Source organism: Kangiella japonica, from assembly GCF_039523535.1.
GTDB classification, from domain to species: domain Bacteria; phylum Pseudomonadota; class Gammaproteobacteria; order Enterobacterales; family Kangiellaceae; genus Kangiella; species Kangiella japonica.
Map to the genome: position 1 here is coordinate 575,761 of NZ_BAAAFM010000001.1, position 26,119 is coordinate 601,879.

A 26,119-nucleotide genomic window follows, 5' to 3' on the forward strand; every position below is an offset into this window, starting at 1 on the left:
TCTAAGCTAATATAAACTGAGCTAAATTTTTAACGATAGCCAATATCGGACTTTAACTGTGCTATAAAATCATCCACATCATTCGAGTTTAACAAGTGTTTGGCGATGACTTCTTTTTTACCAGCGGTCGTTTTCACCGCCACATGATAGTAACGCTTATCCCCTGAACTCATGTTGCTGTCTCTAACAATATCGTCTATTTCAGCGATGTTAAATCGATAGGTCTTTGGAATTATGGCGCCTTTGCGGCAGTGCAAAACTCCTGAACTGGTGATAATTCGGCTTCTAAATAACATCACGTTCACACCAATCAGTAACACCAAAAGCCCAATTCCGCCAAACGCAATAAGGAATAGCCAGCTGGTGTCCGCGATAAATATCCCCACGCCAATTGACGTGAATATCAATCCAAATAGAAACGTCGCTATGCCTAGTCCTTTATGCCTAAAAGGCTTGAAATAATACTCTTTGCCATAGTTGTTATAGCTTTCGACGATGCCCAGATAGCGCCAGTCGCCACCCTTCGCGGTTTCTTGCGAGTCGTCGGCATGACTAAAGAGATCTTCTGTAAGTGGCTCATCGTCGAGTCTATGCGCCACCACAAACGCGGGAAGCTCAATCATTAACTTCAGATCAGGGCCTTTCTGCTTTTGCTCAACTTTTAATACCCACTCAATTTTATTACTGGGGTTTTTATCGCTGGATTCAGGTAGTCCCTCGGGGATATTGACATTAAAGTCTACTCGGTATTCATTCTGCTGAGTCTGCTTGGCTTGTAAACGCTGATCGTCCTGCCAAATGATCGTGGTCGTGGTTCGAGTTTCTTTGCCGGTACGGCGTCTGACGACCCTCTGACAGCTCAGGGTCAGCATCACTTCTTGCTGTGAAATATCGCTATTAATAATGACGGAGCCCGAGCTTTTACCGCCAATGGCGAGCGGAGTCTGCTGTAACTCTACTTTCGATTCGCCGTATTTTTTATCACGCAAATAATAAAGCACGGCAACGCCAATCATAATAAGTCCCACTAAAGTGAATAAAAACACCAGCAGTTTTAATGGCTCTCTAAGTAGGTTTCCTTCATGGATGACGGCGATGGTTGCGGGTAACGAGATTAGATTCCAGATAACGGCAAAGAAAGCTATAAACTTGAAGGCGTTTTTAGTTGTGTTCTTAAAATATTGTCCTTGCCACTCTTTGCGCCATAACCAAGGCTCTTCAGGGTGAGACTCTTTTAAAGCCCCAACTTCTTGTAAAGCTTTCGCTCCCCAACGAGACCACAACATGATGCCTAAGCCGACACCACCAAACACAAACAAAAAGATCGACTGAAACCCTAGCATGCCCCAGCGCATGGTTCGATCGAGCACGCTCTCGCTCGGCTCGTTAGGATTAACATACGCCGTCACACTTTGATGATTGTTTCTCGCGCGCTGTAATTTCCGATGTAAATCTTTCTGATACGAGCCAATATTATCAGTCCCAGGGTAGAAGTTAATTTGGTTAGACTGATGGGTGTTACCTTGATACAGGTATTGGTAAGAACCTTTTACGCCATAAGAAGTGCTGTTATCGCCAGTCGATGTCACTAGCTCCAGACTAGTAATTTTGGCATCGACCGGTTGCCAACTTTGCGCCCGCCATACATCATAGCTGGACAATAAGCCCCAGATAAATATCCCCAGACCGGCCAAGAAAAAAACACCACCAAAAACCGTTAAACAGCCCGCCCCATTCTTCATGATTGTTCTTCTTTAGATATTTGTTAATAAAGTACCAGAGTTTTAGCCGAGCAACAATTTTGATGAGTCATATAAGCTTTCTTCACTTGCTACTCATCTTATAAATGATTTGGGGTATAAAACCTAGCAAGCCAGCTGGTAGTACCCCTTTCCATTAAAAAAGCGTTACAATAGCGCCATATTTTAGTTTGGAGTTGTATTTTTATGATTATTAAGCCAAAAGTGCGTGGTTTTGTTTGTACTACGTCACACCCACAGGGTTGTATCGCTCACGTTAATGAGCAGATTGAATACGTTAAGAATAATAAGCCTGAAATTACGTCAGATAGCCCTAAGAATGTATTGGTGATTGGTTCTTCGACGGGTTACGGCCTAGCGTCGCGTATCGTGTCTGCGTTCGGTTATGGCGCTAAAACGCTTGGTTTATTCTTCGAGAAAGAAGCGACAGAGAACAAAACAGGTACTGCGGGTTGGTATAACAACCGTGGTTTCGAGCTTGCGGCGAACGAAGCTGGGCTTTGGCATAAGTCGATCAATGGCGATGCTTTCTCACACCAAGCGAAAGAAGACGCCATCAAAATCATCAAAGAAGAAATGGGTATGATCGATTTAGTGGTGTACTCACTAGCTTCTCCACGCCGCCAAGACCCTGAGACTGGCGAAGTTTATAAATCGGTTCTTAAACCTATTGGCGAAGCGGTGACTGAAAAAACACTAAACACTGATAAAGGCTTGGTTCACGATATTTCAATCGATCCTGCGACTGATGAAGATATTCAGAACACGATTAAGGTTATGGGCGGCGAAGACTGGGAGCTTTGGATGAAAGCCCTAGACGAAGCTGGAGTTTTAGCTGATGGCGTTAAAACCACGGCTTACACCTACATCGGTAAGAAGCTGACATGGCCTATTTATGGTCACGCAACGATCGGCAAAGCAAAAGAAGATCTAGATCGTGCGTCACACGCGATCCACGAGAAGCTTCAAGAGAAATACAACGGCAGCGCCAACGTGTCAGTATTGAAGGCTGTTGTGACTCAAGCGAGTTCTGCAATCCCAGTAATGCCACTGTATATTTCATTACTGTATAAGGTGATGAAGGATAATGGCGTGCACGAAGGTCCTATCGAGCAGATTCGTGAGCTTATCGTTGAGCAAATGTATGGCGATAGCGCGGTATATGACGATACTCGCCGTTTCCGCGTGGACTTGAAAGAGCTTGATGACAAGATTCAAGAGGAAGTTGAGCGCCTTTGGGAAATCGCCTCAACCGAGAACATTAACGAGATCTCAGACTATAAAGGCTATCAGCATGAGTTCTTCAAGCTGTTCGGCTTTGAAGTTGATGGTGTTGATTACGATAAAGAAACCAGTCCTATCGTTTAACTGCTCCTCATAAAGGCTTCGATTTTAAGGCACCCTCAGGGTGCCTTTTTCTTTACAGTAGTTATATTAAAACATTGACTAAAAACTAAACAAGCCATATTTGCATTAATTATACTTATCACAAGAAAGAGAATGCAGATATGAATTTAAGCCTAAGTCAGCATTGCATTAACTGTCAGTTTTCTTTACATTCTTTTATAAAACAACCACTTCCAAACGTGCATTTGTTAACATTTTACAATTTCCCCTCTAGCAAAATGTGATTATCAACGTTAATCTATAGTCATTGTTTGTTAATCATTGTCTTCCCCAAGATTCAAACGATTACTTAGATAGGTTTATCAATGCGCAAGCCATTAGCCCACCACACGGTGGGCTCTTTTTTTGTCTCAATAAATATTCGCAGACCCTTCCTACACAGAACTTCGTTCTATCGGCTTTACTTTAACCAGGCCAACATTTGATACAACATCGCTATTCGGGTTTTAAGATCGCTCTCTTCTAGAACAGCTTGTTTCTGGGATTCATTAACAGGAAGAAACTCCGTCAGTCGTTCGACTACAAAGTCCATACACTGCCAACGCTCGGGGGAGTTGAGGATTTCAACTTGAGGATGCTGAGTCAAATCTTCGAGCAAGTTAATGAGTTCATTTTGCTCGCCGCCAATTAAAGACTCTTCGAGATTGTCGATAAAAGAGACGTTTGCACTAATCAGCTGATCCGGCAAATTCGTTTGACTGTTGATAATAAAACGTTGTCGCCCTATACAAGTAATTAACAAGATTCCATCTTGTTTTTGATCGAAGTCGACAATTTCAACATAAGTCCCTAGCTTGAAGGGAGTCGCCGCCATCCCTGTTTCATTGCCTTTTTTAATAAGGCAAACGCCAAATCCTTGATTATTAGATAGTTGCCTAGCAATCATGTCCAGATAGCGTTGTTCGAATATTTGTAATCGAAGCACGCTATCCGGAAATACTACACGCTGCAGTGGGAATATAGGGAGCACATTATTGTTGCTCTGTGGTTGCTGAGTGCTATGCACGCAAACCGATTCCTCGGTTTAGTAGGTACATAGCAAAGCTAGTCAATATAGCAATGAATACCAAAATAATAGCGAATGCAATTCCGATCTGGATATCTGATTTGCCTAAGAAGCCGTAACGGAAAGCGTTCACCATATAGATAATTGGGTTTAGCTTTGAGACGCCTTGCCAGAATTCAGGTAGCAGACTAATCGAGTAAAAGACACCGCCAAGATAGGTTAATGGCGTTAAGATGAAGGTTGGTACAATTGCCACATCATCAAACTTTTTCGCGAACACCGCGTTAATCAAGCCGCCGATGGCGAATAAGACTGAGGTCAGTAACACCACACTAATCACTACCCAAAAATTGTGGATCTGGAGATCAACAAAGAAGGACGCCACAATAGTGACAATTAAACCAGTGAATAGACCGCGTAGCACACCACCACCGACATAACCCGCCAAAATAACCCAGTTAGACACGGGTGATACCATCATTTCTTCTATCGAGCGTTGGTATTTCGAGCTAAAGAATGATGACACTACGTTACCGTAAGAGTTGGTGATAACCGACATCATGATTAGGCCTGGAACGATATATTCCATATAGCCAAATCCGTCCATCTGGCCGACTCTTGAGCCAATCAAATTACCGAAGATGACGAAATATAAGGTCATTGTGATGGCTGGTGGCAACAATGTTTGCGTCCAAATGCGAGTCCAGCGAGTAATTTCTTTTATAACAATGGTTTGAAATGCGACTAAATTCATGACTTAGCCTCCCCGTGTGGATTTTCGACCAGACGCACAAATAACTCCTCAAGTCGGTTGGCTTTATTTCGCATACTTAGCACCGTAATACCGTGCTTACTTAATTCTTGAAAGACGCCATTAACACCGTCGCCTTTGTGCACATCTACTTCAATACAGGTTTCATCGCGAACACGAACAGCATAACCATTAATCTCAGGCATCGTCGCTGGAAGCCCAGTAGTATCCAATACAAAGGTTTCTACATCGAGCTTAGACAACAATTCTTTCATGCTAGTATTTTCAGCAATTTCACCATGATTGATAATGGCGATATTACGACACAAACTTTCCGCTTCTTCGAGGTAGTGCGTAGTTAAAACAATAGTTGTTTTCTTCTCGCGATTGAGCTCTTGCATGAACTCCCACATTGAACGACGTAACTCAATATCGACTCCAGCCGTCGGCTCGTCCAGAATTAACAGTTTCGGCTCGTGAATCAAGCCACGAGCAATCATCAAGCGACGTTTCATACCGCCTGATAATTCACGCGACTGAGCGTCTCGCTTATCCCAAAGCCCTAATTGTTCAAGCAATGGCTGTGCGCGTTTCTTAGCTTCTTTACGCGAGATTCCGTAGTAGCCGGCCTGTTGCACAATAATCTGCTCAACCCCTTCAAACATATTGAAGTTAAACTCTTGTGGCACGAGGCCTAACTGCGTTTTAGCAGCAGCTAAATTTTTATCAATGTCATGCCCAAAGACCTCAACTTGTCCTGAGCTTTTATTTACCAATGAGCAGATGATGCCAATAGCTGTGGACTTACCCGCACCATTAGGCCCCAGTAGCGCAAAAAAATCACCCTGTTCAACTTCAAGGTTAATGCCCTTTAAAGCCTGGGTTCCATTATCATAGGTCTTATATAAGTCTTTGATCGATAATGCTTTTGTCATTTAGTTACCGTGTTTGTTTTATTGTCCTCCTGAATTATGACCGAAGGGAATACCTTCAGGTAATCCAGAAGCTCTTTAAAAATAAATCTCATACCAGAAAAGATCCTGAGTCAAGCTCAGGATGACAGCGAGGCTATCAATTTCCGCTATAACCCCAACGATGACCGAGACTATGCTCGATATTGAGGTGATCAAGAATTCGAGCCACCATAAAGTCTACCAAGTCCTCTATCGTTTTCGGCGCGTTATAAAAGCCGGGCGAAGCAGACATAATGGTAACACCCATTCGCGATAAACGAGTCATATTCTCTAAATGTATCGTGTTATACGGCGTTTCACGCGGGACTAAAATCAGTTGTCCACGCTCCTTCATCACCACGTCGGCTGCGCGCTCGATTAGATTGTCTGAAGCGCCGTTAGCTATCGCGCTTAAGGTGCCAGTACTGCAAGGACACACAATCATTTGCTTCGGCGCACTCGAGCCGCTAGCGACTGGAGACATCCAATTATCATTAGAGAACGCGACTATTTTTCCCGGCTCAATCGACAACTGCTCACACAATTCTTGCTCGATCACACTTGGCGATTTGTTGACCTTAATCTCGCATTCGGTCGCTAACACCACTCGCGCAGCGCCAGACAGCATCAGGTAGACTTTCTCATAATGCTTAGTCAGTTCTTGCAACAGTTTTAGCGCATAGGGCGCGCCTGAGGCACCTGTTATCGCTAAGGTAATTGCCTGTTTTTGATAATTGCTCATGGTTAAGCGAGTTGCTCCAATAACTTGTCGTGAATTCCGCCAAAGCCGCCATTGCTCATGACGAGTATTTGGTCACCTGATTGTACCATTTTTGCGGTTGCTTGCAGAATCGCGTCAACGTCTTCTAATATTTGGACGCTGCTCAGTCTTTCAAGCTGCTCTTTGGGGAATTGCCAGTCGAACTCTGCGGGCTTATGGATAAGAACCTTATCTGCTTCTTTTAGCGTGGGAAGCAAGGTGTCTTTATGAATGCCCGAACGCATAGTCGCCGAGCGTAAATCTAAGATCGCAATAATTGTTTTGTCGCCAACCTTTTTCCTAAAACCGGCTAGAGTCGTTTCGATAGCGGTGGGGTGATGCGCAAAATCATCATAAACTGCCACACCGCCCGCTTCGCCCTTAAGCTCCATACGACGTTTTACATTACGAAACTCGGACAGTGCATCGCAGCAATGGTGCGCTGGAACACCTGCATGACGCGCCGCCGCGATAGACGCTAGGCCATTGATGACGTTGTGCATGCCAATTAATTCCCAGTTTACTTCGCCTTGCTTTTGCTGTGCGAAAAACACTTCGAAATGGCTGCCATCGTCTTTAAGTAGCTTAAACTGCCAGCCATCCTCAGGCCCAATCAGCTCCTTCTGCGACCAAAAGCCCATCTCAACTACTTGTTGCAAATAGGTTTCTTCCTGCGGATAAATCACTAAGCCGTTGCCTGGAACAATTCGGAGGAGATGATGAAACTGAGTTTTTATCGCTTCGATGTCTTTGAAAATATCCGCATGATCAAACTCAAGATTGTTCATGATAAGAGTGCGCGGACGGTAATGCACAAACTTAGAGCGCTTGTCGAAAAAGGCTGTATCGTATTCATCAGCCTCAACCACGAAGAATGGTGATTCGGTCATACGCGCCGACAAGCCAAAGTTCTCAGGGATGCCACCGATTAAGAAACCCGGGTTAAGATTAGAATACTCCAAGACCCAAGCGGTCATACTCGATGTGGTGGTTTTACCATGAGTACCTGACGCTGCTAATACCCACTTATCTTTAAGGATATTTTCAGATAACCACTGTGGCCCTGAGCGATAATTAAGTCCTTGCTCAAGTACATATTCTACAGAAGGGTTTCCACGCGACATGGCGTTTCCCACCACCACACAATCGGTGTGCTCGGGGATATGCTTTGGGTCAAAGCCTTGAATCAACTCAATGCCCTGCTCCTCAAGCTGGGTACTCATCGGCGGGTAGACGTTTTGGTCGCTACCGCTGACCGAAATTCCCTGCTGTTTCGCCAGCAGCGCGATGCCACCCATAAAGGTGCCACAGATACCGAGAATGTGAATATGCATGGGTAATTATGAATTCTCTGATGATACTTTGTCGACAATCATAAGCTAAGCGTCTTTTTTCGTCATCTTTTCAAGAAAGAAATCTCAAAATACGGTAAGATTGGCACAAATTCTTCCTAATACTGGCACTTAGCTCAGAATTAGTTATGCTTGGGTAACGACGCTTTTCGCTCTCCAGCGAGTTACTTTCTCTTAAATGGCTAAGAGAAAGTAACCAAAGAGAAGTCCACCCCGATATTGAGGTTATTCTTTGAATAACTTCCTTCGTAAATCATAAGTCATTTAACGTACCGTGAAATACAGCCCATCCCTGGTCTGAATTTCACTATTTGAATCATCCAAGATTCAAATTACTATGACTGATGAGTTACTCAGCTCAATATAAGGGGAAATAGGTAGTTATCTGCAACATTGCAAAATAAATTAACTCAATTAGTAATCAAAAAGTTACAGGGTAAAAATTTATGCCTAGAAAAAAATATAACGCGTTTTATGCCCAATCTGGTGGCGTAACTGCGGTAATTAACGCGACTGCTTGCGGTGTGATTGAAACTGCTCGCAAATCAAAGAACATCAATAAAGTTTACGCTGGTCGTAACGGTATTATTGGTGCTTTGCGTGAGGAGCTTATTGATACCAGCAAGGAGTCGAAAAAAGACATCGCTGCATTGAAATATACCCCTTCTGGCGCTTTCGGATCTTGTCGCTACAAGTTGAAAAGCCTTGAAGAGAACAAGGCTGAGTACGAGCGTTTAATCGAAGTATTTAAAGCACACGATATTCGCTACTTCTTCTATAATGGTGGCGGCGATTCGCAAGACACAGCCAACAAAGTCTCACAGCTTGGCGAGAAGATGGGTTACCCCATCACTTGTATCGGTATTCCGAAAACTGTCGATAACGACTTACCGATTACCGACAATAGCCCAGGCTTCGGCTCGGTCGCTAAATACGTTGCAGTGTCGATTCGCGAAGCGGCGTTCGACGTAAGATCGATGGCGGAAAGCTCGACCAAAGTCTTTGTAATGGAAGTGATGGGGCGTCATGCGGGCTGGATTGCGGCCGCTGGTGGTTTAGCTTGTGAAAAAGAAGGCGATGCGCCACACATTATTCTGTTCCCTGAAATTGCGTTCAACAAAGAAAAATTCTTGAAGAAAGTTCAAAGCACAGTGAAGAAACACGGCTATTGCGCGATTGTTGTTTCTGAAGGTGCGGCCTATAAAGACGGGACTTTCTTGGCCGACGCTGGAACCGTCGATGCCTTCGGCCACAAGCAATTAGGTGGCGTGGCTCCTGTTGTGGCTAACATGATCAAAGAAGAGTTGGGTTATAAATACCACTGGGCAGTGTGTGATTACTTACAACGTGCCGCTCGTCATATCGCTTCTGAGACAGACGTTGAACAAGCCTACGCTGTGGGTCAGGCCGCAGTAGAGTTTGCTGACGCTGGAAAGAACGCGGTCATGCCGACTATCGTTCGTAAAAACACTAAAAAGTATAGCTGGACGATTGGCGAAGCGAAGCTCGAAGACGTAGCTAACGTCGAAAAGATGATGCCTCGCAAATACATCACGCGTAATGGCTTTGGTATTACCGAAGAGTGTCGCGAGTATTTACAGCCACTGATTGTTGGTGAGTCTTACCCGTCGTATAAAAACGGCTTGCCACAATACGTGGAGCTTAAAAACGAGCTAATCAAGAAAAAGGTTAAAACCAAGTTCGAGATTTAATCGTTTCATTTGTTAAAAATAAAGGCCTCAACAGAGGCCTTTATTATTTCCTTAAAATTAACAGTTTAATTCCAATCTTCAATCAGTTCTGCTCCATATTGAACTCAATCTTTACCGTCTGCCCAGCGCTTGCAATAGGCTGGCCATTGGTCATGGCGGGCTTGAACTTCCACTTTTTTAGGGCTCGCACAGCTTCTCTATCGAAAACCCGCTTAGGCTCAGAGTTTAGAACCGCTATATTCGATAAGGTACCACTGGTATCAACGTCGTACTTCAGCAAAACCCAACCTTCCAAGCCTTTTTGTTGTGCTGAAACCGGATAATTAGGTTGCGTGCGATACAACGGCATGGCCTCTGATTCTTGGGTGAAAGCCATTTGCGGTAATTCACCAAAACCTCGTGGTAAGGAGGTTTCAACCACAGGGTCTACTGATGACCACTCCTCGATAACCGAATCAATTTCCGAGGTCTCGATAACCTCCCCTGATGACTCAGGCGACGGCTCTATCGCTGGCGGCTTGGGTGGCTCAACCTTTGACGGTTCGGGCTCAGGCTTGTCTTTTGGTAGTGTCACTGTGTCTATGATTACCACTGGAGGCTCGTCTACAACAGCCCGTTTTTCATCTTTAATTAACAAGCTCATCAAAAACAGTAACCCTGCAGTCACCACCAAAGCACTCACTACCGATATAATCATTCTCATCATATTACCCCTTTTATTGTTTTCTCAGTGATATAAACGCGGCACTAAAGAAAAGGGGTTAAAATTATTATGATTGCTTTATAATCAGAATAATTACAGCTCAAACATCATAATAACGATTGAAGGACTGATCACTTACTATGCTTTTACTACCTGCTGAAAATGCTATTTCAAAAACCAACCCGCCCTATTTAACGGTGTTATTAATATTGGCGAATATCATTGCCTTTGTGGCATTTCAGAGTAACGATAATCAAGCCTTTGCCGATGCAGGCGACTATTACGTAGAAGCTGAGTTATTGAATACAGAAAGGCAGGCTTTCGAGAATTACGCCCAAAAACATCGGTTAGAGCTATATCAGTCCATCCATAACAATCAGCTTCTTCCAGACGAATACCTCATACAGATCATTCTGGCGGATAAACACTTTACTCATTACATCACAACCCTTAGCAGCTACTCGCTCGAATGGCGTCAGAAGCGCGATAAAGTAAACGATACCTTGGACGAGACATCCATTTACAGTTACGCGTTCTACCCCTCGGACCCCAGTATTTTCACAGCTTTTACTCACATGTTTATGCATGGCGGAATCGATCACTTAATCGGTAATATGCTGTTTTTGTTTCTCTTTGGGTTTAATTTAGAGTTATTGCTCGGTCGTGGAAAAACCTTGAGCTTATACTTTGTTTCGGGACTCGCTGCGGTTACGTTTTTTGCTCTTACCACCACGGATAAATACGTTCCGCTCGTTGGTGCTTCTGGTGCTATAGCTGGGCTGATGGGCGGTTTCTGCGGCTGGTATGGCTTACGTAATATTCGCTATTTTTATTGGTTTTTTGTGATTTTTGACTATATCAAACTGCCCGCTGCTCTAGTCTTCGTCTACTTCTTGGCAAAGGAGTATATTATGTCCAATATTAGCGATGATAATGTGGCTTACATGGCACACTTTGGTGGACTTGTGGCGGGTTTTATCTGCGCTTTAATTTTCAAATATCTACTAAAGCCCCAACAGCTTGCCATTGTTAACGGTAGCGAACCTGAGCAAGAGCGATACAATCCTACTCGCGCTAAGTATGAAGAAGCGTGCTTGGCTTTCCAGCAGTTAGACTTTGAGAAGGCACGGTTATTGTTTTTACAGCTTATCGAGAAAGATCCGACGCAGATTGATTATTACACCCAACTCTTTGCGCTAGAGAAAATCAGTCCAGACTCACATCAGTTTGAAACCTTGTGTAACTTGATATTGTTACGTTCGCTTAATGATGACCGCTTTAGTCAGTTAGCCGAAAAAGTAATTGATGAAATCGTAGCTAACGGCAAGGGCTTGAAACGATTACCAGCGGATACCTTAATCGACTACGCCACTAATTTGGTTAAAAAGGGCAAGTTACACCAAGCCAAACCCATCATTAACTTCGTCGCTAAGTACTACGACTTTAATGAAAAGACACCAAAGCTATTGTTTAAGTTTGGCCTCGGTTGTGAACAAACTGGTGATCATCATACCTATAAAAAAGTGTTTACCTATTTAGGCAAAAAGCATTCAGGGACTTTTATTGGTGATGAGGCGCAAAAAGCTTTAAGCAAACCTGATGCTTAAAGCTTTTCCGCAATATAAGTAAATGGATATGACCTGCTTTTGGCTCTAAGCCGAAGGCAGCTTCTGTTGCATCGACTGACAAACCTGGCGCAGCTGTTCTGCTTCTTTTTGATGCCCACCACGAGGATACTTGCTCAGTAGTTTGTTGAGCATTTGAAGCGCTGAGTTATCGTTATTCATGACCTCAGATTCAAATCGTGCTCGCGCCAACATAAGCCAAGGTAAGTTAACGTCGGTTTGAAGCTTTTCATTAATGGCGCTTAGCTTATTAACATCTTCTTCGTAACGCTTGTGCTTCATATGGTTAATCAGCACAGTTCTAGCTCCTGCGTTCGTCGGCTTAAAGCGTGCTTCAAAGCCAATGATTTCGAGGTAGAGCCTTAGCGCGTCGCCGCCAATAGCAGCTAGCTTAGGGTTTTTATAATAATTGTTCGCGGCTTTGACAACGCCAACAGGATTGCGTCGCACTATGTTTAATCTGACCAATCTCTCGAGGGCTTTGACTGTATGCGCTTTGTCATTGGCTAAATCGTATAAAACATCCTCTGCGTCCTCGAAGCGCCCTTCCTGAATATAAACATCCGCTTTGGCCATTAACCTCTTCACGACTCCGGTGTCATCATTTTCAAGCAAGTTTTCGGCATCGATGCCATAACCAAGTTCAGTATGATATTGGAAGGCAACGTAACCGAACATGCTGAATTTTACGATATAAAAATACGCCAAAACGCCGAACAGTAACGGGTAGGCGATAGCTTGAGGCAGCCAGAAGTGAAGCTGATCTTGTGCGAACTCGAGCCCAAGATCGATCAAAAATGAAAAGCCAAAAAGCAAAAGGTATGGCCAACCCACAGCTCGAATACAGCTTGCAATCCTTGCCGGGTTTAGCGCTGAGCTGACGTGTTTTTCCATAGCTAACACTATCAGCATGGCCGGTGAGCAGAATGATAGAATAGCTATATACGGTAAGATAAATCCACCACCGAAGATAAGGTAGCCGATATAACCGAGTCCAATTAACTCTATATATAATAAAATCACCTTGAAGGTCATCGAGTCGGAATTGAAGACCAGAGCTTCATCGTAACTCGGGGCACTCATGTTACCCCGAGCACCTCGTGTTAATACCGTGAACACATAACCTATCCCTATTGAGTATAATGCTAATAAAAGGAGAAGCTGGATCATGACTAACGGTATAAAATCCGTTATCAGTCCGATAACAAACGCAATTCCCATATAGGTTAACAAGAACTTAGAGGCATTTTCTTGCCAAGGGTATTTATTAAATTCAGAAAGCTTGTTCCAGAAAGGTGTTACTTTATCACTTACGCCATAAGACTCGAGATGAGTGCGGCACAAGAGGCAGCGGGGGGCTATTTCCCTTGGGTTAATATCACAACAATTTACGCAAAACGATATGTCGCACTGATGGCAATACCACTGTGCTTTATCCTGTGTATGGTACTTACAATTCATTCCCTGTTCCTGTAATTTTTTGGTTACTGTATTAATAATAATCTCGATACTTTAGCAAAATTAGCCTAGGTTGAGAATCACAGGAAAGCCTCTAATTGAAAGTACCTTATAGAGGTAGGGTCAGATGTTAAGCATTGAGCTAGGTTCCGCCGCTGGAGCGGCAGAACCCAGACACTTTTAAAGTAGTGGTGCAATCACTAAAGACACGATCGCCATCACATTAATCAAGATATTCATGGATGGACCAGAGGTGTCTTTAAATGGATCACCGACGGTATCACCAACCACCGTTGCCGAGTGAGCTTCGGAACCTTTACCACCATGATGACCTTTCTCCACATACTTTTTGGCGTTATCCCAAGCACCACCAGCGTTCGCCATCATCAGTGCTAAAGCAACCGCACTGATTAAAGCCCCACCGAGCATACCGCCAAGCGCCTCAGCGCCTAACAAAAAGCCAACTAGAGGTGGCGCTGATACTCCGATTACACCTGGCAGCACCATCTTTTTCAAAGCCGCCGTGGTCGCGATATCAATACATTTTGTCGTATCCGGCTCTGCGTTACCTTCCAACAATCCAGGTATTTCGCGGAACTGCCTGCGAATTTCATGGATCATGGCGAAAGCTGCATCGCCCACCGCAGTCATGGTAATCGCTGCAATCAAAAACGGAATAACACAACCGATAAACAGTCCCATCAGAACCGTGGGGTCACCTAGGTGCAACACAAAGTCTTCGACGCGATGTGCCTGTAACGTTTCTACAAAAGCTGCAATAATCGCTAAAGCTGCCAACGCAGCAGCACCAATGGCAAAACCTTTTCCAATCGCAGCGGTGGTATTGCCTAGTTCATCAAGCGAGTCAGTAATCTTACGCGTATCTTCCCCAAGGCCACCCATTTCCGCGATGCCGCCCGCGTTGTCAGCTACTGGGCCATAAGCATCGATAGCCATAGTGATACCAACAGTCGCTAGCATGCCAACAGCCGCTATGCCAACGCCGTACAAGCCCGCTAATTCTGTGGATAGGTAGATTATTGCAGCAATCGTTAATATCGGTAACACCACCGACTGCATGCCCACCGAAAGCCCCGTGATCATAACTGTTGCGGCCCCTGTTTCGCCCGATTTAGCTATTTTGCGTACAGGTTTTGACGAGGTGTAATACTCAGTGACCAAGCCAATAACGATGCCACCAACAGCTCCACACAGAACTGCGAGCCAAACATTAACTGAGATACTCATTGAGCTCAGCAAGAAATAGCCTGCAATCATGAACAAGATTGCTGAGCCTATGGTTCCTACTCTCAAGGCAACTTCGGGGCTTTTGTTCGACATCATCTTAACCATGACAATGCCAATGATAGAGCAGATAAGCCCTACCGAAGCTAAAGCCAATGGCGCTGCCATTAAAGCATTTTTGCTACCCAAATCCGTACTGACTAAAGTCGCGGCAATAGCAATCGAGGCGATCATCGAACCACAATAGGATTCGAAGATATCCGAACCCATACCAGCAACGTCGCCCACATTATCACCGACATTGTCCGCAATAACGCCAGGGTTTCGCGGGTCATCCTCTGGAATTCCCGCTTCGATTTTGCCGACTAAATCCGCCCCAACGTCTGCTGACTTGGTGAAAATACCGCCACCGACACGGCTAAATAAAGCCACGCTTGAAGCGCCCATACCAAAACCATGGATATAGTGAGCACTGGTGGGATCAGAGCCAAAGTACCAATAGAGAGAGCCAAGCCCGATCAGGCCTAGCGAAGCAACGCAAAGCCCCATAATCGAGCCACCAAAGAAAGCAACACTCAGCGCTTCCGCTGCACCTTTGCTGTGTGCCGCTGTCGTGGTTCGTACATTTGCCTTGGTTGCGGTGTACATACCGATATAACCCGCTAAAGCGGATGAAATAGCGCCTACGGCAAAAGCGAGAGCTGTATTATGCCCCAGCGGAGAAAACCATAAGATAATAAGCAAAATGCCCGCAAAAATTGCGAGCATTTTGTATTCACGGTGCATAAAGGTCATGGCACCTGAGTGGATAGCGTCTGATATCTTTTTAATCGCACTATCACCTTCTGGATACTTCTTTACCACGCCATAGATAATAAACGCGATAATTAATCCCAGCACTCCTAGCGCTGGTGGCAGATATAACATCTCTTGCATAAAGCCCCCATTTACTTTTATCTCATTGAAAGTTATATAAATTTTTTTCTTAGTGTCTTCAGTCTATAGCAGTTTTATTGATTGTACAATTTGTATACAACATGATTGTCTACTAACCAATTTATTTTGTCTCCAAAGACGGCTATAATACGCGCCCTCTAGGGCTACTGCCCCAACGCACTAACACGCATAAAAGGTAAAGTAATGAGTTTGGATAACGTACCTGCTGGTAAAAACGTCCCAGAAGAAATTAATGTAATTATCGAGATCCCTGCGCACAGCGATCCTATTAAATATGAAGTGGACAAGGAAACGGGCGCTGTATTTGTTGATCGCTTTATGGCGACTTGTATGCACTACCCAACCAACTATGGTTATGTAAACCAAACTTTGTCTGCCGACGGCGACCCTGTGGACGTATTGGTGCCAACACCATTCCCACTAATTCCTGGTTGTGTCATTCCATGCCGCCCAGTTGGTGTTTTGAAGATGACTGACGAGTCTGGTGAAGACGCTAAAGTTGTGGCCATCCCTACTGGCAAGTTAAGCACTATGTACCAAGGAATCCACGACGTTAAAGAGCTTCCTGAGTTGCTTCTTAATCAGATCGAGCACTTCTTCCAGCATTACAAAGATCTTGAACCTGGTAAGTGGGTTAAGATTGCTGGTTGGGAAGGCGCTGAGTCTGCCAAGAAAGAAATTCTAGACAGCATTGAAATGTTTAAAAACAGCTAATTCTTTAGCTTAATATTTCAGCTTTGAAATAGCCCGCGACATTTGATGTTACGGGCTTTTTTGTTACTGTGAGTTATGGACCTTAGTTGGCTATACCACTAACTGACGCAGTAAGTGTCGCTCCTTTTGGTATAGCCAGAATAAGCGCTCTTGAATCTGTTCGCTTTGAGGCTGCTTAACCAGCGCTTTCCGATAATCTTGTTGCGCTTGGCGTAGACTTTTCAATGAATCGAGTGTTTCAACGGATACCATTTGTTCACCGTGCTTAATCTGATATCCCAGTCGAGCATAAAAGTAAGCATTCGCTTGCTGCAAACTACCGATGGTTAATAAATAGGAGTTAGGTGTTTTCGTTTGTTCTTTGACAGTTTTAACGATAACCGCTTTATCATCTAAATTATTGCCCTGCTCTAAATATAACGGCGACAAAGCAGCAACTAGCACGGCACAAGCAGCCACAGCATAAGTCCACCGCTGCTGTTTCTTCTTGGCTTGCTTCTGAGGCTGTCTTTCTGATTCAATAGCCTGTTCAATCTGTGACCAGCGATCTGGCGCTTTCGCCTCGCTAGGCAATTGATTAAGCTGATTTAATAAGTCGTTATCATTACTCATAAATACCTGCTTGTTGTTATTCTAACAACTCTCTCATCAATCCGCGCGCACGGTTAAGATGCGCCTTACTGGTACCAGCAGCTATGCCTAGCTGTTGGCCAATTTCCTGATGCGTCATCCCCATCAGATCGTGTAACACTAAGACATGTCTCGCCTGTGACGGTAATTGCACTATGGTCTTTTCTAGATCCATCTGGGAAGCTGTGTGAGTCGCTGCTAGACTTTGCTCAAACTCACGCTCCCAATCATGATCATGTACTAAATCTAAACTGTTTTTGCGTTTATCAGCGAGCACTGTATTCACAGCAATTCGATGCAGCCATGTTGAAAATTGGCTATCACCCTTAAACGATGATAGCGCCTGCCAGGCTTTTATAAATGTTTCCTGCATGAAATCTTCGGCATGCCCCTTGCACCCTGACATCCTTAAACACAAGAGAAAAATATGATTGGCGTGATGACGGTATAAACTTTCAAACGCACTAACCGAACCTCCTTGGGCTCTTTTAACAAGCTCAAGAATCGATTCTGGTTCTAAAGATTTAGCGTTTACTGCCAACAATATGCTTACTGCGCGGTGTTTTATTATTAGATGATGATTGCAGTAAAAGGGTTTAAACGCAAAGCAAAAAAAAGCCTCGCTATGGAAGCGAGGCAAAAAAGAGTCATTTCTAAAAAATTAGGGGAAGAACATGACTCAATTAGCGTCCATGCCAACTACTATTCAAACTAACTAGGAATAACTAAAACTATCTATGGACTAACTATAACTATGTTGACGTGAAGTTTTTGTCAACTGCCACAAAGGCCATAAATTCAATAGGTTAGGTATGCTATTGTGGTCTTGGATAATAAAAAAACCGGAATAGGATTTGGGTACCTTGGTATTATCGGCTTTTAGCTAAAGAAAGTTAAATTGATTAAGTTGATACCCATGATAGAGGTTACCTATCATGGGTACTGACTTTATTAGCCGCGCTTTAGAAGCTCAATCAGATCGATTATGGCTGCATTCGCGCGCGAGATATAAGAAGACATCACTAGCGAGTGGTTGGCAAGAAAGCCAAACTCGCTACCGTTTACAATCATCGGACTCCAAATCGTCTCTTGAGTCGCTTCCAGCTCCATGATGATTTGTCGGAATGAGGTGAGTGCATTTTTATCACGTAGCACACGTTCGAAGTCTTTTTCAGCTGCTTTTAAGAATTGAATCAAGGCCCATGTAGAGCCGCGAGCTTCCCAGAACACATCATCTATCTCCATCCATGGTGTTTTCACCGTGACAAACTGTGCTTGGCCGGTAGACTGTTCAGCAGATGGATCGTTCGCTAAGTCAGTATTCATGCGAGTTCGTCCAACGCTAGCGCTTAATCGCTGCGATAAGCCACCGAGTCGCTTACTCACTAAATAGAGCCACGAACGCAAGTTGTCCGCGCGTGCATAGAATTGAGTTTCAGTATCGGCTGGGTCCATCAAGCGATCACGATAATCCCGTAACAAATCCACGCCTTTTTGATACTCGCGTTCAGCTCTTGGGAACATCCACTTTCTATGATGAATATTAAACGCTGGTTCGGCGAACTTTAGAGCTTTATCTTCAAGTGATTGTGACTGTGAGCGGCTAATATCGTTTCTTAAGACCTGCACTATGTCACGAATTTGCACCAGAGCACCGAACTCATAGGACGGCATATTATCCATAAACACACTCGGTGGCATAATATCGTTGCTTAAGTAACCACCACTCTTGTTGAGCAAGCTTTCAGCCACGCGAGCTACAGTTTCAACCGTGACATAGCCCACTGGCGGCTCGCCTGAGTATTCTTGAATTAATACATCAGGGTCCACTGGATCTGGTTCCGAGCTCCAGATAAAGGTAAACACTAGCATTAAAATTGAAAGTAGCACGAATGCAGTGGCGAACCAGGCCCACTTTTTACGCTTTTTCGTTGCTTCTGGTTGTGCGTCAAAATTCATAATTTGTTCCTAAACCTTTCGATTTATACTACTGATTAGCATCGCGCACTTGGGCGGTAACATCAAGTGACGGTTGGTTATCAAAATGTAACCTGATGTTGTAACTTTTTGCATTGTCCGACATATCCAACCCCATAATCATAATGTGCTTAGCACCGGGCTCAAATACCGCGTCTTCCTCGATTACCACACGGTCCAGATGTTCCATTTTTGCCATACCATCGACAACCTTGCTTTCGTGCATCATAACGTGACGTGCCTTCTCCATGCTCACATCAGTTAAAGTCACTGCCTGTCCTGTATGATTTTTTATAATCATAAATGCTGCCGTATTACTCACCCCTGGTGGCATTTTTCGAACCCAAGCATCGCTAACCTCGATACCTTCTTTCGGCAACGGCTGTTCACAAGCCATTAAAATCAGCCCCAACAATACAACCGTAACTAACTTGTTCAAAACAGTTAAAATACCCAAGCGATTCATAATAATTCCATTGGCAAATTGCTTTAAAGTCGTTATTGTACGTTGAACCATAAGCAAACTCTATGCCTGTCATGACAACACTATTTCCAGAACCCAAGTCACCTCTTATTCCAATTCTAGGTAGCGAGCTGTCGTTCCCTGTGCGTCGAGTCTACTGTGTGGGTCGAAACTATGCTGCTCATGCGCAAGAAATGGGTCATGACGAACGCGAGCTGCCCTTTTTTTTCTCAAAGCCAGCAGACAGTTTGGTGGTAGAGCCTAAGTCTTTACCCTACCCACCTATGACTTCCGAATTGCACCATGAGGTTGAACTGGTCATCGCCATCAATAAAGAATTGATAGAAGCCGATGAACATCAGGCCGCCGATGGTATTTACGGTTATGCGCTCGGTATCGATTTAACTAAACGCGATATGCAAGCCGAAGCAAAACAAAAGGGTCGCCCTTGGGATTTGGCTAAAGGCTTTGACCAATCCGCCCCAATCTCTTCAATTCAACCAATAGCCAGTTTGGATGAAATCAATAATGGCGAAATCCGCTTGTCAGTAAACCAAGAGCTTAAACAAGAAGGCCAGCTCAGCGACATGATATGGTCACCAGCAGAAGTAATAGCGGAGCTTTCGAAGCATGTAACTTTAAGAGCAGGGGATTTAATCTTTACAGGCACTCCATCAGGAGTAGGCGTAGTGGAGCGCGGTGATAAAATCGAGGCAACACTCAATCAAGAGCTTAACCTCGACTTTTATATCGAATAAGAACCGCTACAGGCTTTTATAAATAAAGGTGACGATCTGATCGGGCTTGATAAATGCTTGCCCATTGTCTTGATCAAATTTCGCGCTTGGCTTCGCTTCGATAGTTTCCTTTAAACTCTTGCCCTGCTTTTTTAACTGAGCAACGGCATTTCGAAGCTCAGTTAGCATCGCTAAATACTGAGTCATATCAGCTTTGCTTGCCATTGGACCGTGACCTGGAATAATTTGCGTCTTATCATCAGCCAACGACAATCCTTTCTCCAGTGCGGCAAGATAGCCATCAATGGTACCGCCACTATCGGTGTCGATAAACGGATAGCCAATATTGAAATAGGTGTCGCCCATATGCAATACATTATCTTTGGCAAAGTAAATAATCGCATCACCATCAGTGTGTGCATTAGCCACATGATAAACACGCATTTCGTCGCCGTTGAGGTGCAGGCTGAGCTCGCTATCGAATGTAATAACCGGTAGAGCCTCTTTAGGCGAAGCTTCTACCTCTCGTCCAAAAAACGTCATAACCTGTTTGCTGTTCATTCTTTTACGAACGTTATCGTGAGCAACGATGGTAGCACCAGCTTTGCCAAAGTTCTCATTGCCACCAGTGTGGTCGCCGTGCCAATGGGTATTGATCACAAACTTGACCGGTTGCTGTGTAATATCATCAATAGCCTTGTTAATTTTTTCAGTTAAAGGCGCATATTGGTCATCGATAATGTAAACACCATCCTCTCCTACGGATAAACCAATATTCCCACCTTGACCAAACAGGACGAATAAACCGTCGGATAACTGCGTGGTTTTAATGGTGACTTCCGCTTGCTGGTTACTATGGGCCATTAAGCTAGGAGCGGATATTACCAATAGAATCCCTATAGCAATGGATAATAACTTATTCATAATCTTGACAACCTCTAAAAATACCTTTTGTCTAAACTACCACAGCTCACATATTAACCATAATTCAAGTTCACTTTTCCATAAAAAAAAGCGCCATAGCGGCGCTTTCGAATAACTTTTTGAGGACTCGTATTTTATAACCAATCCGTCAACACGAAGCCAACGCCAAGTCGGTTTACTCGTCTGTCGTAATCAATCAAACTTTCACCATAGCCATTAAAATACTGCACATAACCTCTCAACTTGCCTTCATCATCCAGAGGGAAGGTCCAATCAAACTGGAATGCACCTTTATTATCGCTACGAAGGTTGTTACGCAATAAAATTCCGAAGTTATGTTGGTCCCACTGGTAAGCTGAATACAGCTCAAAGTAGCCCATGTAATCATCGATATCAGGGTTATCATCACCATCAGGATCTAAGGGGTCATCCTTTCGCTCCTCAGGAATTCGCCACCAAGGTTTAAACGCCAATACCCAGCGATCTTGCTCAAACGCAAACTCTGTATAGATACGGTTCCAGCTTCGTGAGCCTAGGCCTGAGCGACCGTTCGACTGATGCGACACGCCCAACGAGAAGTAGGGAACCTGCCAGCCACCAAGCTTCCAATCAGTAGCCCAAGCCGCGAAAATTTCAGGCTCATGATTGGTTTCTCTGAATGGGCTGGAAACATCTTTGTTATAAGCCTGCCAGTAGGACTGTCCTGTATATGCGAAGAACAAGGAACTGTTATCACCGAATGGTTTCTCCCAAAATGGTGTTTTAAAACTGACCTGAAACTTTGCTTCAATATTGTCTACCTGGCGCTCGTCACCGGAAGTCTCTAGACTGTCTTGGTTCGGCGAATTGTTGAAAGTCACAGGTAATAAATAATTCGGTTTATGTGGAATAATTGCAAACCGGTTATCCCTAACTCGATACTCCATGCGAAGGCGTTTTTTGAGTAATGCCGAACCTTCTTTAGCGTCCTCAGCATTGTCGCCCTTTTCACTCGCCACAGTTTTATTATCTTCGTTAGTGAACAACAGCTCTTTGCTTGGTCGGTAAATCGCTAGATTACTCAGTGACTCACAATACTTTTTAATATCCCCAATAGTGGTATTGTCATCGGCAATCTCTATACGTTGCAACACACACTGATCATAGTCCATTTTTTCTTCTTCAGCGTCGGTTTCCGCTGCCAAGACTGCGCTTGAAAATAATGCTAATGACATAAAGGCCGATATAGAGCAAAGCTTTGCTAGGTAACTGTGGCTCATAATGAAAGATCCTGATGTTGTTTCGCCAAATTGTAGCAAAAAGAAGCGATTGTGCTATGGCGGATATAAAAAAAGGCCAATAAAGGCCCTTTTCTTTCGCTTTTTTACAATTAGACTTAAAGTCGGTTCGCTTCCGCGTCAACTTCAATAATGTCATAACCTAACTTTTCTAAGCTTGGTAGCACTGATTTTTTGTCACCGACCACCACGATAATCATCTCATCAAGCTTTAAGTGCTCTTGAGCAAGTTGATTTAACTCGTCAAGCTCAATTGATTGCAGTATATCGTTTTGCTCTTCAACAAAATCCTCGTCAAGGTCGTAAGTCATAATACGGCCAAGAAAACCTAGCTTTTGACGTGGTGTTTCATAGTCACGCGCATCACGCTGCCCTAAAGAGTTTTTCATGAAGGTCAACTCAGCTTCAGTCATACCGCTGTTGCTATACGTCTTTATCTCTTTTAAGAACTCGATAATAGACTTATCTGTAACGTCCGTTCTTACGCCCGCTGATGCTGTAAATGAACCATAGTTTTCATTACCGCTAAAGCCAGAACGCGCACCATAGGTATAGCCTTTATCTTCACGTAAGTTGATATTAATACGGCTATTGAAAGCACCACCTAAGTTATAATTCATTAAGCCAGCTCGGAAATACTCACCCGTAGCGTCATACGGTAGCGATCGCTTACCGATACGAATTTCAGACTGAGCGGCGCCTGGCTTATCAACAAAGTAAATAGCCTTTTGCAACTCTGGAAATGGCTTTAACTCAGTTTGCTCAACATCATCACCCTGCCAGGAGCTGAAGCGCTTTAACTTAGTGCTAAGCTCCGACTCATCCAAATCGGACACTGCCACAATAGAAGCAACTTCTGGTGAATAATAATCATTATAGAATTTCTTCACATCATCAAGCGTAATGTTGTTTACAGACTCGATAGTGCCTGAGTCGGCATATGCAAAAGCGTTATCCGCACCAAACAGTAACTTTCTATATACGTTTGAAGCGACTACTGATGGCTGTTTTGCCGCGCTTTTAATGCCTTCAATAGTTTGCTCTTTAACGCGCTTAAAGTCTGCTGGATCAAACTTAGGCTCACGAAGCTTCTCGTTAGCGATTTGTAACGTTTTGTCTAAGTTTTCAGTTAAACTTGAGATGGTTAACTGAGTATAAGTATCGCCCGAAGAGATCGACACTGAGCTACCTAGTTTCTGTAAGATGTTACTTAACTCTTCGTTCGAGTAATTCTTCGTCGATTCATTCAACATGCTGGCCGTCATACTCGCTAAGCCAAGCTTATTCAGAGGATCGTTAGATGAACCCGTTTTGATTCTCAAGCTAATCGCTGTGGTAGGTGTTTCTGTGTTAACAGCACTTAACACATCAATACCATTAGACAGTTCTGTACGCCAAATTTCTGGGACCTTGATCGTAGGATTATCGCCAGCTTTCGGCATAACACTTCGGTCGAAGTCATCTTTAGCAACGCGAATGTCCAAATCAGCTTCAGTCACTTCTTTGTACTTAGGGATTTTGCGCGGGTTTGGAGTCCAAGTATCTTTATGCGCCACCATACCTTTTTGACCTTTTGGTACAACGCTCATGATAACAGCGTGCTGACCTTTAAGGTATTGCTCATAAACACGCATCACGTCTTCTTCAGTCACGTTTTCATAACGCTCTAACTCTTTCTGAATCAGGTTCGGGTCGTTTTCAAAGGTCTGATTCGCCGCTAGCTGTGACACTTTGCCTGAAACGCTTTGTAAGCCGTAAATTAGTCGTGATTTGATGCTTGCTTTAACACGCTCGATATCATCAGCTTTTACACCGCGTTGCTCGAACTCCTTGAAGCTATCACGAATAATAGACTCGATATCCGACAAACCTTTACCCGACATAGGGTTAGGTAGCGCCAATAATACAAACTCACAGGCAAGCTCACGACAGCCGTGGCTCACACGGCTTTGAACCGCTATGCCTACTTTATCTAGGTTCTTGTATAGCAATGAAGTTCTGCCTTGACCAAGGATAGAAGCCAACACATCCAATGGCGCTTCGTCTTCATGGCGAGCATAAACTGTTGGGTATGCCATATAGAGTAACGGCAAAGAAACGTTATCTTCTAAAGAGATATAACGGTCTTCGTCTAAAGTTACGTCTACAGGTGTTGGGTCTTTGACTTCTGGACCACGTGGAATTGAGCCAAAGTACTTTTTGACCCAAGCTAGCGTCTGCTCTTCATCGATATCACCACCGATCGTAAGCGTTGCGTTGTTAGGACCATACCAGCGTAGGAAGAACTTTTTCACATCGTTAACATTTGCGCGATTTAGATCTTCCATATAACCAATCACAGGCCATGAATACGGATGACCTTCTGGATAAAGAGCTTCAGCAACCCGCTCGCCTAAGCGACCATAAGGACGGTTATCGACACGTTGACCACGTTCGTTTTTAACGGTTTCGCGCTGAACTTCAAACTTCTTTTGAGTGACCGCATCCAATAAAAAGCCCATGCGATCAGCTTCTAACCACAACATTTTTTCTAGTTGGTTTGATGGAGCTGTTTCGAAGTAGTTAGTACGATCTGAGTTAGTGGTACCGTTTAGAGTACCGCCAGCTTCAGAAATAATTTTGAAATGCTGTTCATCAGCAACGTTCTCCGAACCTTGGAACATCATATGTTCAAAGAAATGCGCAAAACCTGACTTGCCAATTTCTTCACGACCAGAGCCGACGTGATAAGTAACATCCACATGAACAAGAGGGTCACTCTTATCTTCATGCAAAATTACCGTTAAGCCATTCTCTAGCTCAAATTTTTTGTAAGGAATAACCAGTTGATCCGGTTGTTGTTCAACGGTCTCCAATAAGTTGATTCCATCCGCTACCGCTGAGTCTGTTGATGGTGACGACGCACATCCCACAAGACCCGCGACGACTAGCGCGCTGATTGTCTGTTTAAACATTCTTATTCTCCTCCTAAGTGGTCAACTCATTATACAGATTGATTGTGAAAATAAAGGCAAATACATAAATTGAAACATTTTCAATCAAACCGTTACAGACACAAAAAAGCCCTGTCTTATTGCAGGGCTAAGCTATTGTTTCTAATGTTATTTCTCAATTTCAGATTTTAAAGACTCTAGACCTTCTTCATAAGATGGCCCAAGCATGCTATCCATCATGAGTCCAAAATATCGTCCGATGATATTATCACCAAAGTCAGCATCAAAATTCCATGTAACTTTTGTCTTTTGGGCGCCTAATTCTTCCAGTTCGAAAGACGCATATCCAGGGTTTGGGTCTTCACCAAAAAACAGTTCATATTTCACAAATGACGGGTACTTGCTTTCAATAATCTTTTGCGAGCCACTCCCCACCTGTGAGTCTTCACTGTCCCAAGACATCATGGCACCTACGCCTGAATCAGGGCCGGAATACTCGTATTTCGCTTCAGGGTCTAGTTTGTACCAAGGCGACCAACTGTTGTAATCCTCAAAAGAATTCACTTGCTGAAACACCTTATCCTGCGAGGCATTTATAACTATTGAGCGCTCCACATGGACCATTTTTGGTAAGAAAAAGCCAACAATCACTAGCGCTATCGCTAGCACGGCAATGACGATTAAGAAGTTTTTTAGAAATTTCATAGCTCTCCCCAATGAGCAATTAAGACTCGTTTACTTTAGACTAAAACAATGCAAATGTGCAAGAAATAAC

22 protein-coding genes are annotated in these 26,119 nt (G+C 43.9%); 5 read left to right on the forward strand and 17 right to left on the reverse strand.

The genetic code is table 11. From position 1 onward, the window contains the following. Positions 1–29: 29 nt before the first annotated feature. Positions 30–1,742 carry a DUF3592 domain-containing protein gene (locus ABD128_RS02680; protein WP_343986125.1) on the reverse strand — a complete coding sequence of 571 codons (1,713 nt, stop codon included), beginning with the start codon at positions 1,740–1,742 and terminating at the stop codon, positions 30–32. A 204-nt stretch (positions 1,743–1,946) separates the two neighbouring features. Between ABD128_RS02680 and fabV the strand changes: the two genes are divergently transcribed. Continuing rightward, complete coding sequence (gene fabV, locus ABD128_RS02685) at positions 1,947–3,128, forward strand: enoyl-ACP reductase FabV (RefSeq protein ID WP_343986129.1); 1,182 nt, start codon at positions 1,947–1,949, stop codon at positions 3,126–3,128. Positions 3,129–3,567: 439 nt separating this feature from the next. Here the strand turns inward: fabV and ABD128_RS02690 are convergent, their stop codons facing one another. The 5 genes from ABD128_RS02690 to mpl form a co-directional block, all read right to left on the reverse strand. Continuing rightward, positions 3,568–4,173 carry an LON peptidase substrate-binding domain-containing protein gene (locus ABD128_RS02690; RefSeq protein WP_343986132.1) on the reverse strand — a complete coding sequence of 202 codons (606 nt, stop codon included), beginning with the start codon at positions 4,171–4,173 and terminating at the stop codon, positions 3,568–3,570. Next, positions 4,166–4,927: an ABC transporter permease gene (locus tag ABD128_RS02695; RefSeq protein WP_343986135.1), complete on the reverse strand. Its 762-nt coding sequence runs from the start codon at positions 4,925–4,927 to the stop codon at positions 4,166–4,168. The genes ABD128_RS02690 and ABD128_RS02695 overlap by 8 nt, the downstream gene beginning before the upstream one ends. Then, on the reverse strand, positions 4,924–5,859 hold the full coding sequence (locus ABD128_RS02700) for an ABC transporter ATP-binding protein (RefSeq protein ID WP_343986138.1): 936 nt from the start codon (positions 5,857–5,859) through the stop codon (positions 4,924–4,926). The genes ABD128_RS02695 and ABD128_RS02700 overlap by 4 nt, the downstream gene beginning before the upstream one ends. Positions 5,860–5,995: 136 nt before the next feature. Then, positions 5,996–6,619 carry a flavin prenyltransferase UbiX gene (locus tag ABD128_RS02705; RefSeq protein WP_343986141.1) on the reverse strand — a complete coding sequence of 208 codons (624 nt, stop codon included), beginning with the start codon at positions 6,617–6,619 and terminating at the stop codon, positions 5,996–5,998. Positions 6,620–6,621: 2 nt separating this feature from the next. Continuing rightward, positions 6,622–7,971, reverse strand: coding sequence for a UDP-N-acetylmuramate:L-alanyl-gamma-D-glutamyl-meso-diaminopimelate ligase (mpl, locus tag ABD128_RS02710; protein WP_343986144.1), 1,350 nt, complete (start codon positions 7,969–7,971; stop codon positions 6,622–6,624). Between the two features lie 464 nt (positions 7,972–8,435). Between mpl and ABD128_RS02715 the strand changes: the two genes are divergently transcribed. After that, positions 8,436–9,701: a 6-phosphofructokinase gene (locus tag ABD128_RS02715; protein WP_343986147.1), complete on the forward strand. Its 1,266-nt coding sequence runs from the start codon at positions 8,436–8,438 to the stop codon at positions 9,699–9,701. Between the two features lie 82 nt (positions 9,702–9,783). Here ABD128_RS02715 and ABD128_RS02720 read toward each other — a convergent pair whose 3' ends face one another. Further along, positions 9,784–10,407, reverse strand: coding sequence for an energy transducer TonB (locus ABD128_RS02720; RefSeq protein ID WP_343986150.1), 624 nt, complete (start codon positions 10,405–10,407; stop codon positions 9,784–9,786). Between the two features lie 137 nt (positions 10,408–10,544). Between ABD128_RS02720 and ABD128_RS02725 the strand changes: the two genes are divergently transcribed. Further along, positions 10,545–12,011: a rhomboid family intramembrane serine protease gene (locus ABD128_RS02725; RefSeq protein ID WP_343986153.1), complete on the forward strand. Its 1,467-nt coding sequence runs from the start codon at positions 10,545–10,547 to the stop codon at positions 12,009–12,011. Between the two features lie 45 nt (positions 12,012–12,056). Here ABD128_RS02725 and ABD128_RS02730 read toward each other — a convergent pair whose 3' ends face one another. Beyond that, complete coding sequence (locus ABD128_RS02730) at positions 12,057–13,112, reverse strand: hypothetical protein (protein ID WP_343986155.1); 1,056 nt, start codon at positions 13,110–13,112, stop codon at positions 12,057–12,059. Positions 13,113–13,667: 555 nt separating this feature from the next. Then, a complete protein-coding gene (locus ABD128_RS02735; protein ID WP_343986157.1) occupies positions 13,668–15,668 on the reverse strand; it encodes a sodium-translocating pyrophosphatase in 2,001 nt (666 codons plus the stop codon). 204 nt (positions 15,669–15,872) lie between these two features. Between ABD128_RS02735 and ppa the strand changes: the two genes are divergently transcribed. Beyond that, entirely contained in the window at positions 15,873–16,403 is a 531-nt protein-coding gene (gene ppa / locus ABD128_RS02740) for an inorganic diphosphatase (protein WP_343986159.1), read from the forward strand. Positions 16,404–16,493: 90 nt separating this feature from the next. On the opposite strand, the gene ABD128_RS02745 is transcribed toward ppa, so the two are convergent. The 4 genes from ABD128_RS02745 to ABD128_RS02760 form a co-directional block, all read right to left on the reverse strand. Continuing rightward, entirely contained in the window at positions 16,494–17,015 is a 522-nt protein-coding gene (locus ABD128_RS02745; RefSeq protein ID WP_343986161.1) for a hypothetical protein, read from the reverse strand. Between the two features lie 16 nt (positions 17,016–17,031). Then, entirely contained in the window at positions 17,032–17,574 is a 543-nt protein-coding gene (locus tag ABD128_RS02750) for an RNA polymerase sigma factor (protein ID WP_343986163.1), read from the reverse strand. A gap of 410 nt (positions 17,575–17,984) precedes the next feature. Beyond that, positions 17,985–18,992, reverse strand: a complete 1,008-nt coding sequence (locus ABD128_RS02755) for a DUF2333 family protein (RefSeq protein ID WP_343986166.1) — start codon at positions 18,990–18,992, stop codon at positions 17,985–17,987. 28 nt (positions 18,993–19,020) lie between these two features. After that, on the reverse strand, positions 19,021–19,527 hold the full coding sequence (locus ABD128_RS02760) for a copper chaperone PCu(A)C (RefSeq protein ID WP_343986169.1): 507 nt from the start codon (positions 19,525–19,527) through the stop codon (positions 19,021–19,023). Positions 19,528–19,547: 20 nt separating this feature from the next. On the opposite strand from ABD128_RS02760, the gene ABD128_RS02765 reads away from it, so the two are divergent. Continuing rightward, positions 19,548–20,231, forward strand: coding sequence for a fumarylacetoacetate hydrolase family protein (locus tag ABD128_RS02765; protein ID WP_343986173.1), 684 nt, complete (start codon positions 19,548–19,550; stop codon positions 20,229–20,231). Between the two features lie 6 nt (positions 20,232–20,237). On the opposite strand, the gene ABD128_RS02770 is transcribed toward ABD128_RS02765, so the two are convergent. The 4 genes from ABD128_RS02770 to ABD128_RS02785 form a co-directional block, all read right to left on the reverse strand. After that, positions 20,238–21,134, reverse strand: a complete 897-nt coding sequence (locus ABD128_RS02770) for an MBL fold metallo-hydrolase (RefSeq protein WP_343986176.1) — start codon at positions 21,132–21,134, stop codon at positions 20,238–20,240. Positions 21,135–21,268: 134 nt separating this feature from the next. Further along, entirely contained in the window at positions 21,269–22,393 is a 1,125-nt protein-coding gene (locus ABD128_RS02775) for a phospholipase A (protein ID WP_343986179.1), read from the reverse strand. Between the two features lie 116 nt (positions 22,394–22,509). Beyond that, positions 22,510–25,365, reverse strand: coding sequence for a M16 family metallopeptidase (locus ABD128_RS02780; protein WP_343986182.1), 2,856 nt, complete (start codon positions 25,363–25,365; stop codon positions 22,510–22,512). A 147-nt stretch (positions 25,366–25,512) separates the two neighbouring features. Further along, positions 25,513–26,049, reverse strand: a complete 537-nt coding sequence (locus ABD128_RS02785) for an SRPBCC family protein (RefSeq protein ID WP_343986185.1) — start codon at positions 26,047–26,049, stop codon at positions 25,513–25,515. Between the last annotated feature and the right edge of the window lie 70 nt (positions 26,050–26,119).

What these genes read in the sequence shown, in the direction of transcription:
- ABD128_RS02680 (WP_343986125.1), bottom strand. Translation starts at nt 1,742, where the DNA reads ATGAAGAATGGGGCGGGCTGTTTAACGGTTTTTGGTGGTGTTTTTTTC.
- fabV (WP_343986129.1), top strand. Translation starts at nt 1,947, where the DNA reads ATGATTATTAAGCCAAAAGTGCGTGGTTTTGTTTGTACTACGTCACAC.
- ABD128_RS02695 (WP_343986135.1), bottom strand. Translation starts at nt 4,927, where the DNA reads ATGAATTTAGTCGCATTTCAAACCATTGTTATAAAAGAAATTACTCGC.
- ABD128_RS02700 (WP_343986138.1), bottom strand. Translation starts at nt 5,859, where the DNA reads ATGACAAAAGCATTATCGATCAAAGACTTATATAAGACCTATGATAAT.
- ABD128_RS02705 (WP_343986141.1), bottom strand. Translation starts at nt 6,619, where the DNA reads ATGAGCAATTATCAAAAACAGGCAATTACCTTAGCGATAACAGGTGCC.
- mpl (WP_343986144.1), bottom strand. Translation starts at nt 7,971, where the DNA reads ATGCATATTCACATTCTCGGTATCTGTGGCACCTTTATGGGTGGCATC.
- ABD128_RS02715 (WP_343986147.1), top strand. Translation starts at nt 8,436, where the DNA reads ATGCCTAGAAAAAAATATAACGCGTTTTATGCCCAATCTGGTGGCGTA.
- ABD128_RS02720 (WP_343986150.1), bottom strand. Translation starts at nt 10,407, where the DNA reads ATGATGAGAATGATTATATCGGTAGTGAGTGCTTTGGTGGTGACTGCA.
- ABD128_RS02725 (WP_343986153.1), top strand. Translation starts at nt 10,545, where the DNA reads ATGCTTTTACTACCTGCTGAAAATGCTATTTCAAAAACCAACCCGCCC.
- ABD128_RS02730 (WP_343986155.1), bottom strand. Translation starts at nt 13,112, where the DNA reads ATGAGTGCCCCGAGTTACGATGAAGCTCTGGTCTTCAATTCCGACTCG.
- ABD128_RS02735 (WP_343986157.1), bottom strand. Translation starts at nt 15,668, where the DNA reads ATGCAAGAGATGTTATATCTGCCACCAGCGCTAGGAGTGCTGGGATTA.
- ppa (WP_343986159.1), top strand. Translation starts at nt 15,873, where the DNA reads ATGAGTTTGGATAACGTACCTGCTGGTAAAAACGTCCCAGAAGAAATT.
- ABD128_RS02745 (WP_343986161.1), bottom strand. Translation starts at nt 17,015, where the DNA reads ATGAGTAATGATAACGACTTATTAAATCAGCTTAATCAATTGCCTAGC.
- ABD128_RS02755 (WP_343986166.1), bottom strand. Translation starts at nt 18,992, where the DNA reads ATGAATTTTGACGCACAACCAGAAGCAACGAAAAAGCGTAAAAAGTGG.
- ABD128_RS02760 (WP_343986169.1), bottom strand. Translation starts at nt 19,527, where the DNA reads ATGGTTCAACGTACAATAACGACTTTAAAGCAATTTGCCAATGGAATT.
- ABD128_RS02765 (WP_343986173.1), top strand. Translation starts at nt 19,548, where the DNA reads ATGACAACACTATTTCCAGAACCCAAGTCACCTCTTATTCCAATTCTA.
- ABD128_RS02770 (WP_343986176.1), bottom strand. Translation starts at nt 21,134, where the DNA reads ATGAATAAGTTATTATCCATTGCTATAGGGATTCTATTGGTAATATCC.
- ABD128_RS02775 (WP_343986179.1), bottom strand. Translation starts at nt 22,393, where the DNA reads ATGAGCCACAGTTACCTAGCAAAGCTTTGCTCTATATCGGCCTTTATG.
- ABD128_RS02780 (WP_343986182.1), bottom strand. Translation starts at nt 25,365, where the DNA reads ATGTTTAAACAGACAATCAGCGCGCTAGTCGTCGCGGGTCTTGTGGGA.
- ABD128_RS02785 (WP_343986185.1), bottom strand. Translation starts at nt 26,049, where the DNA reads ATGAAATTTCTAAAAAACTTCTTAATCGTCATTGCCGTGCTAGCGATA.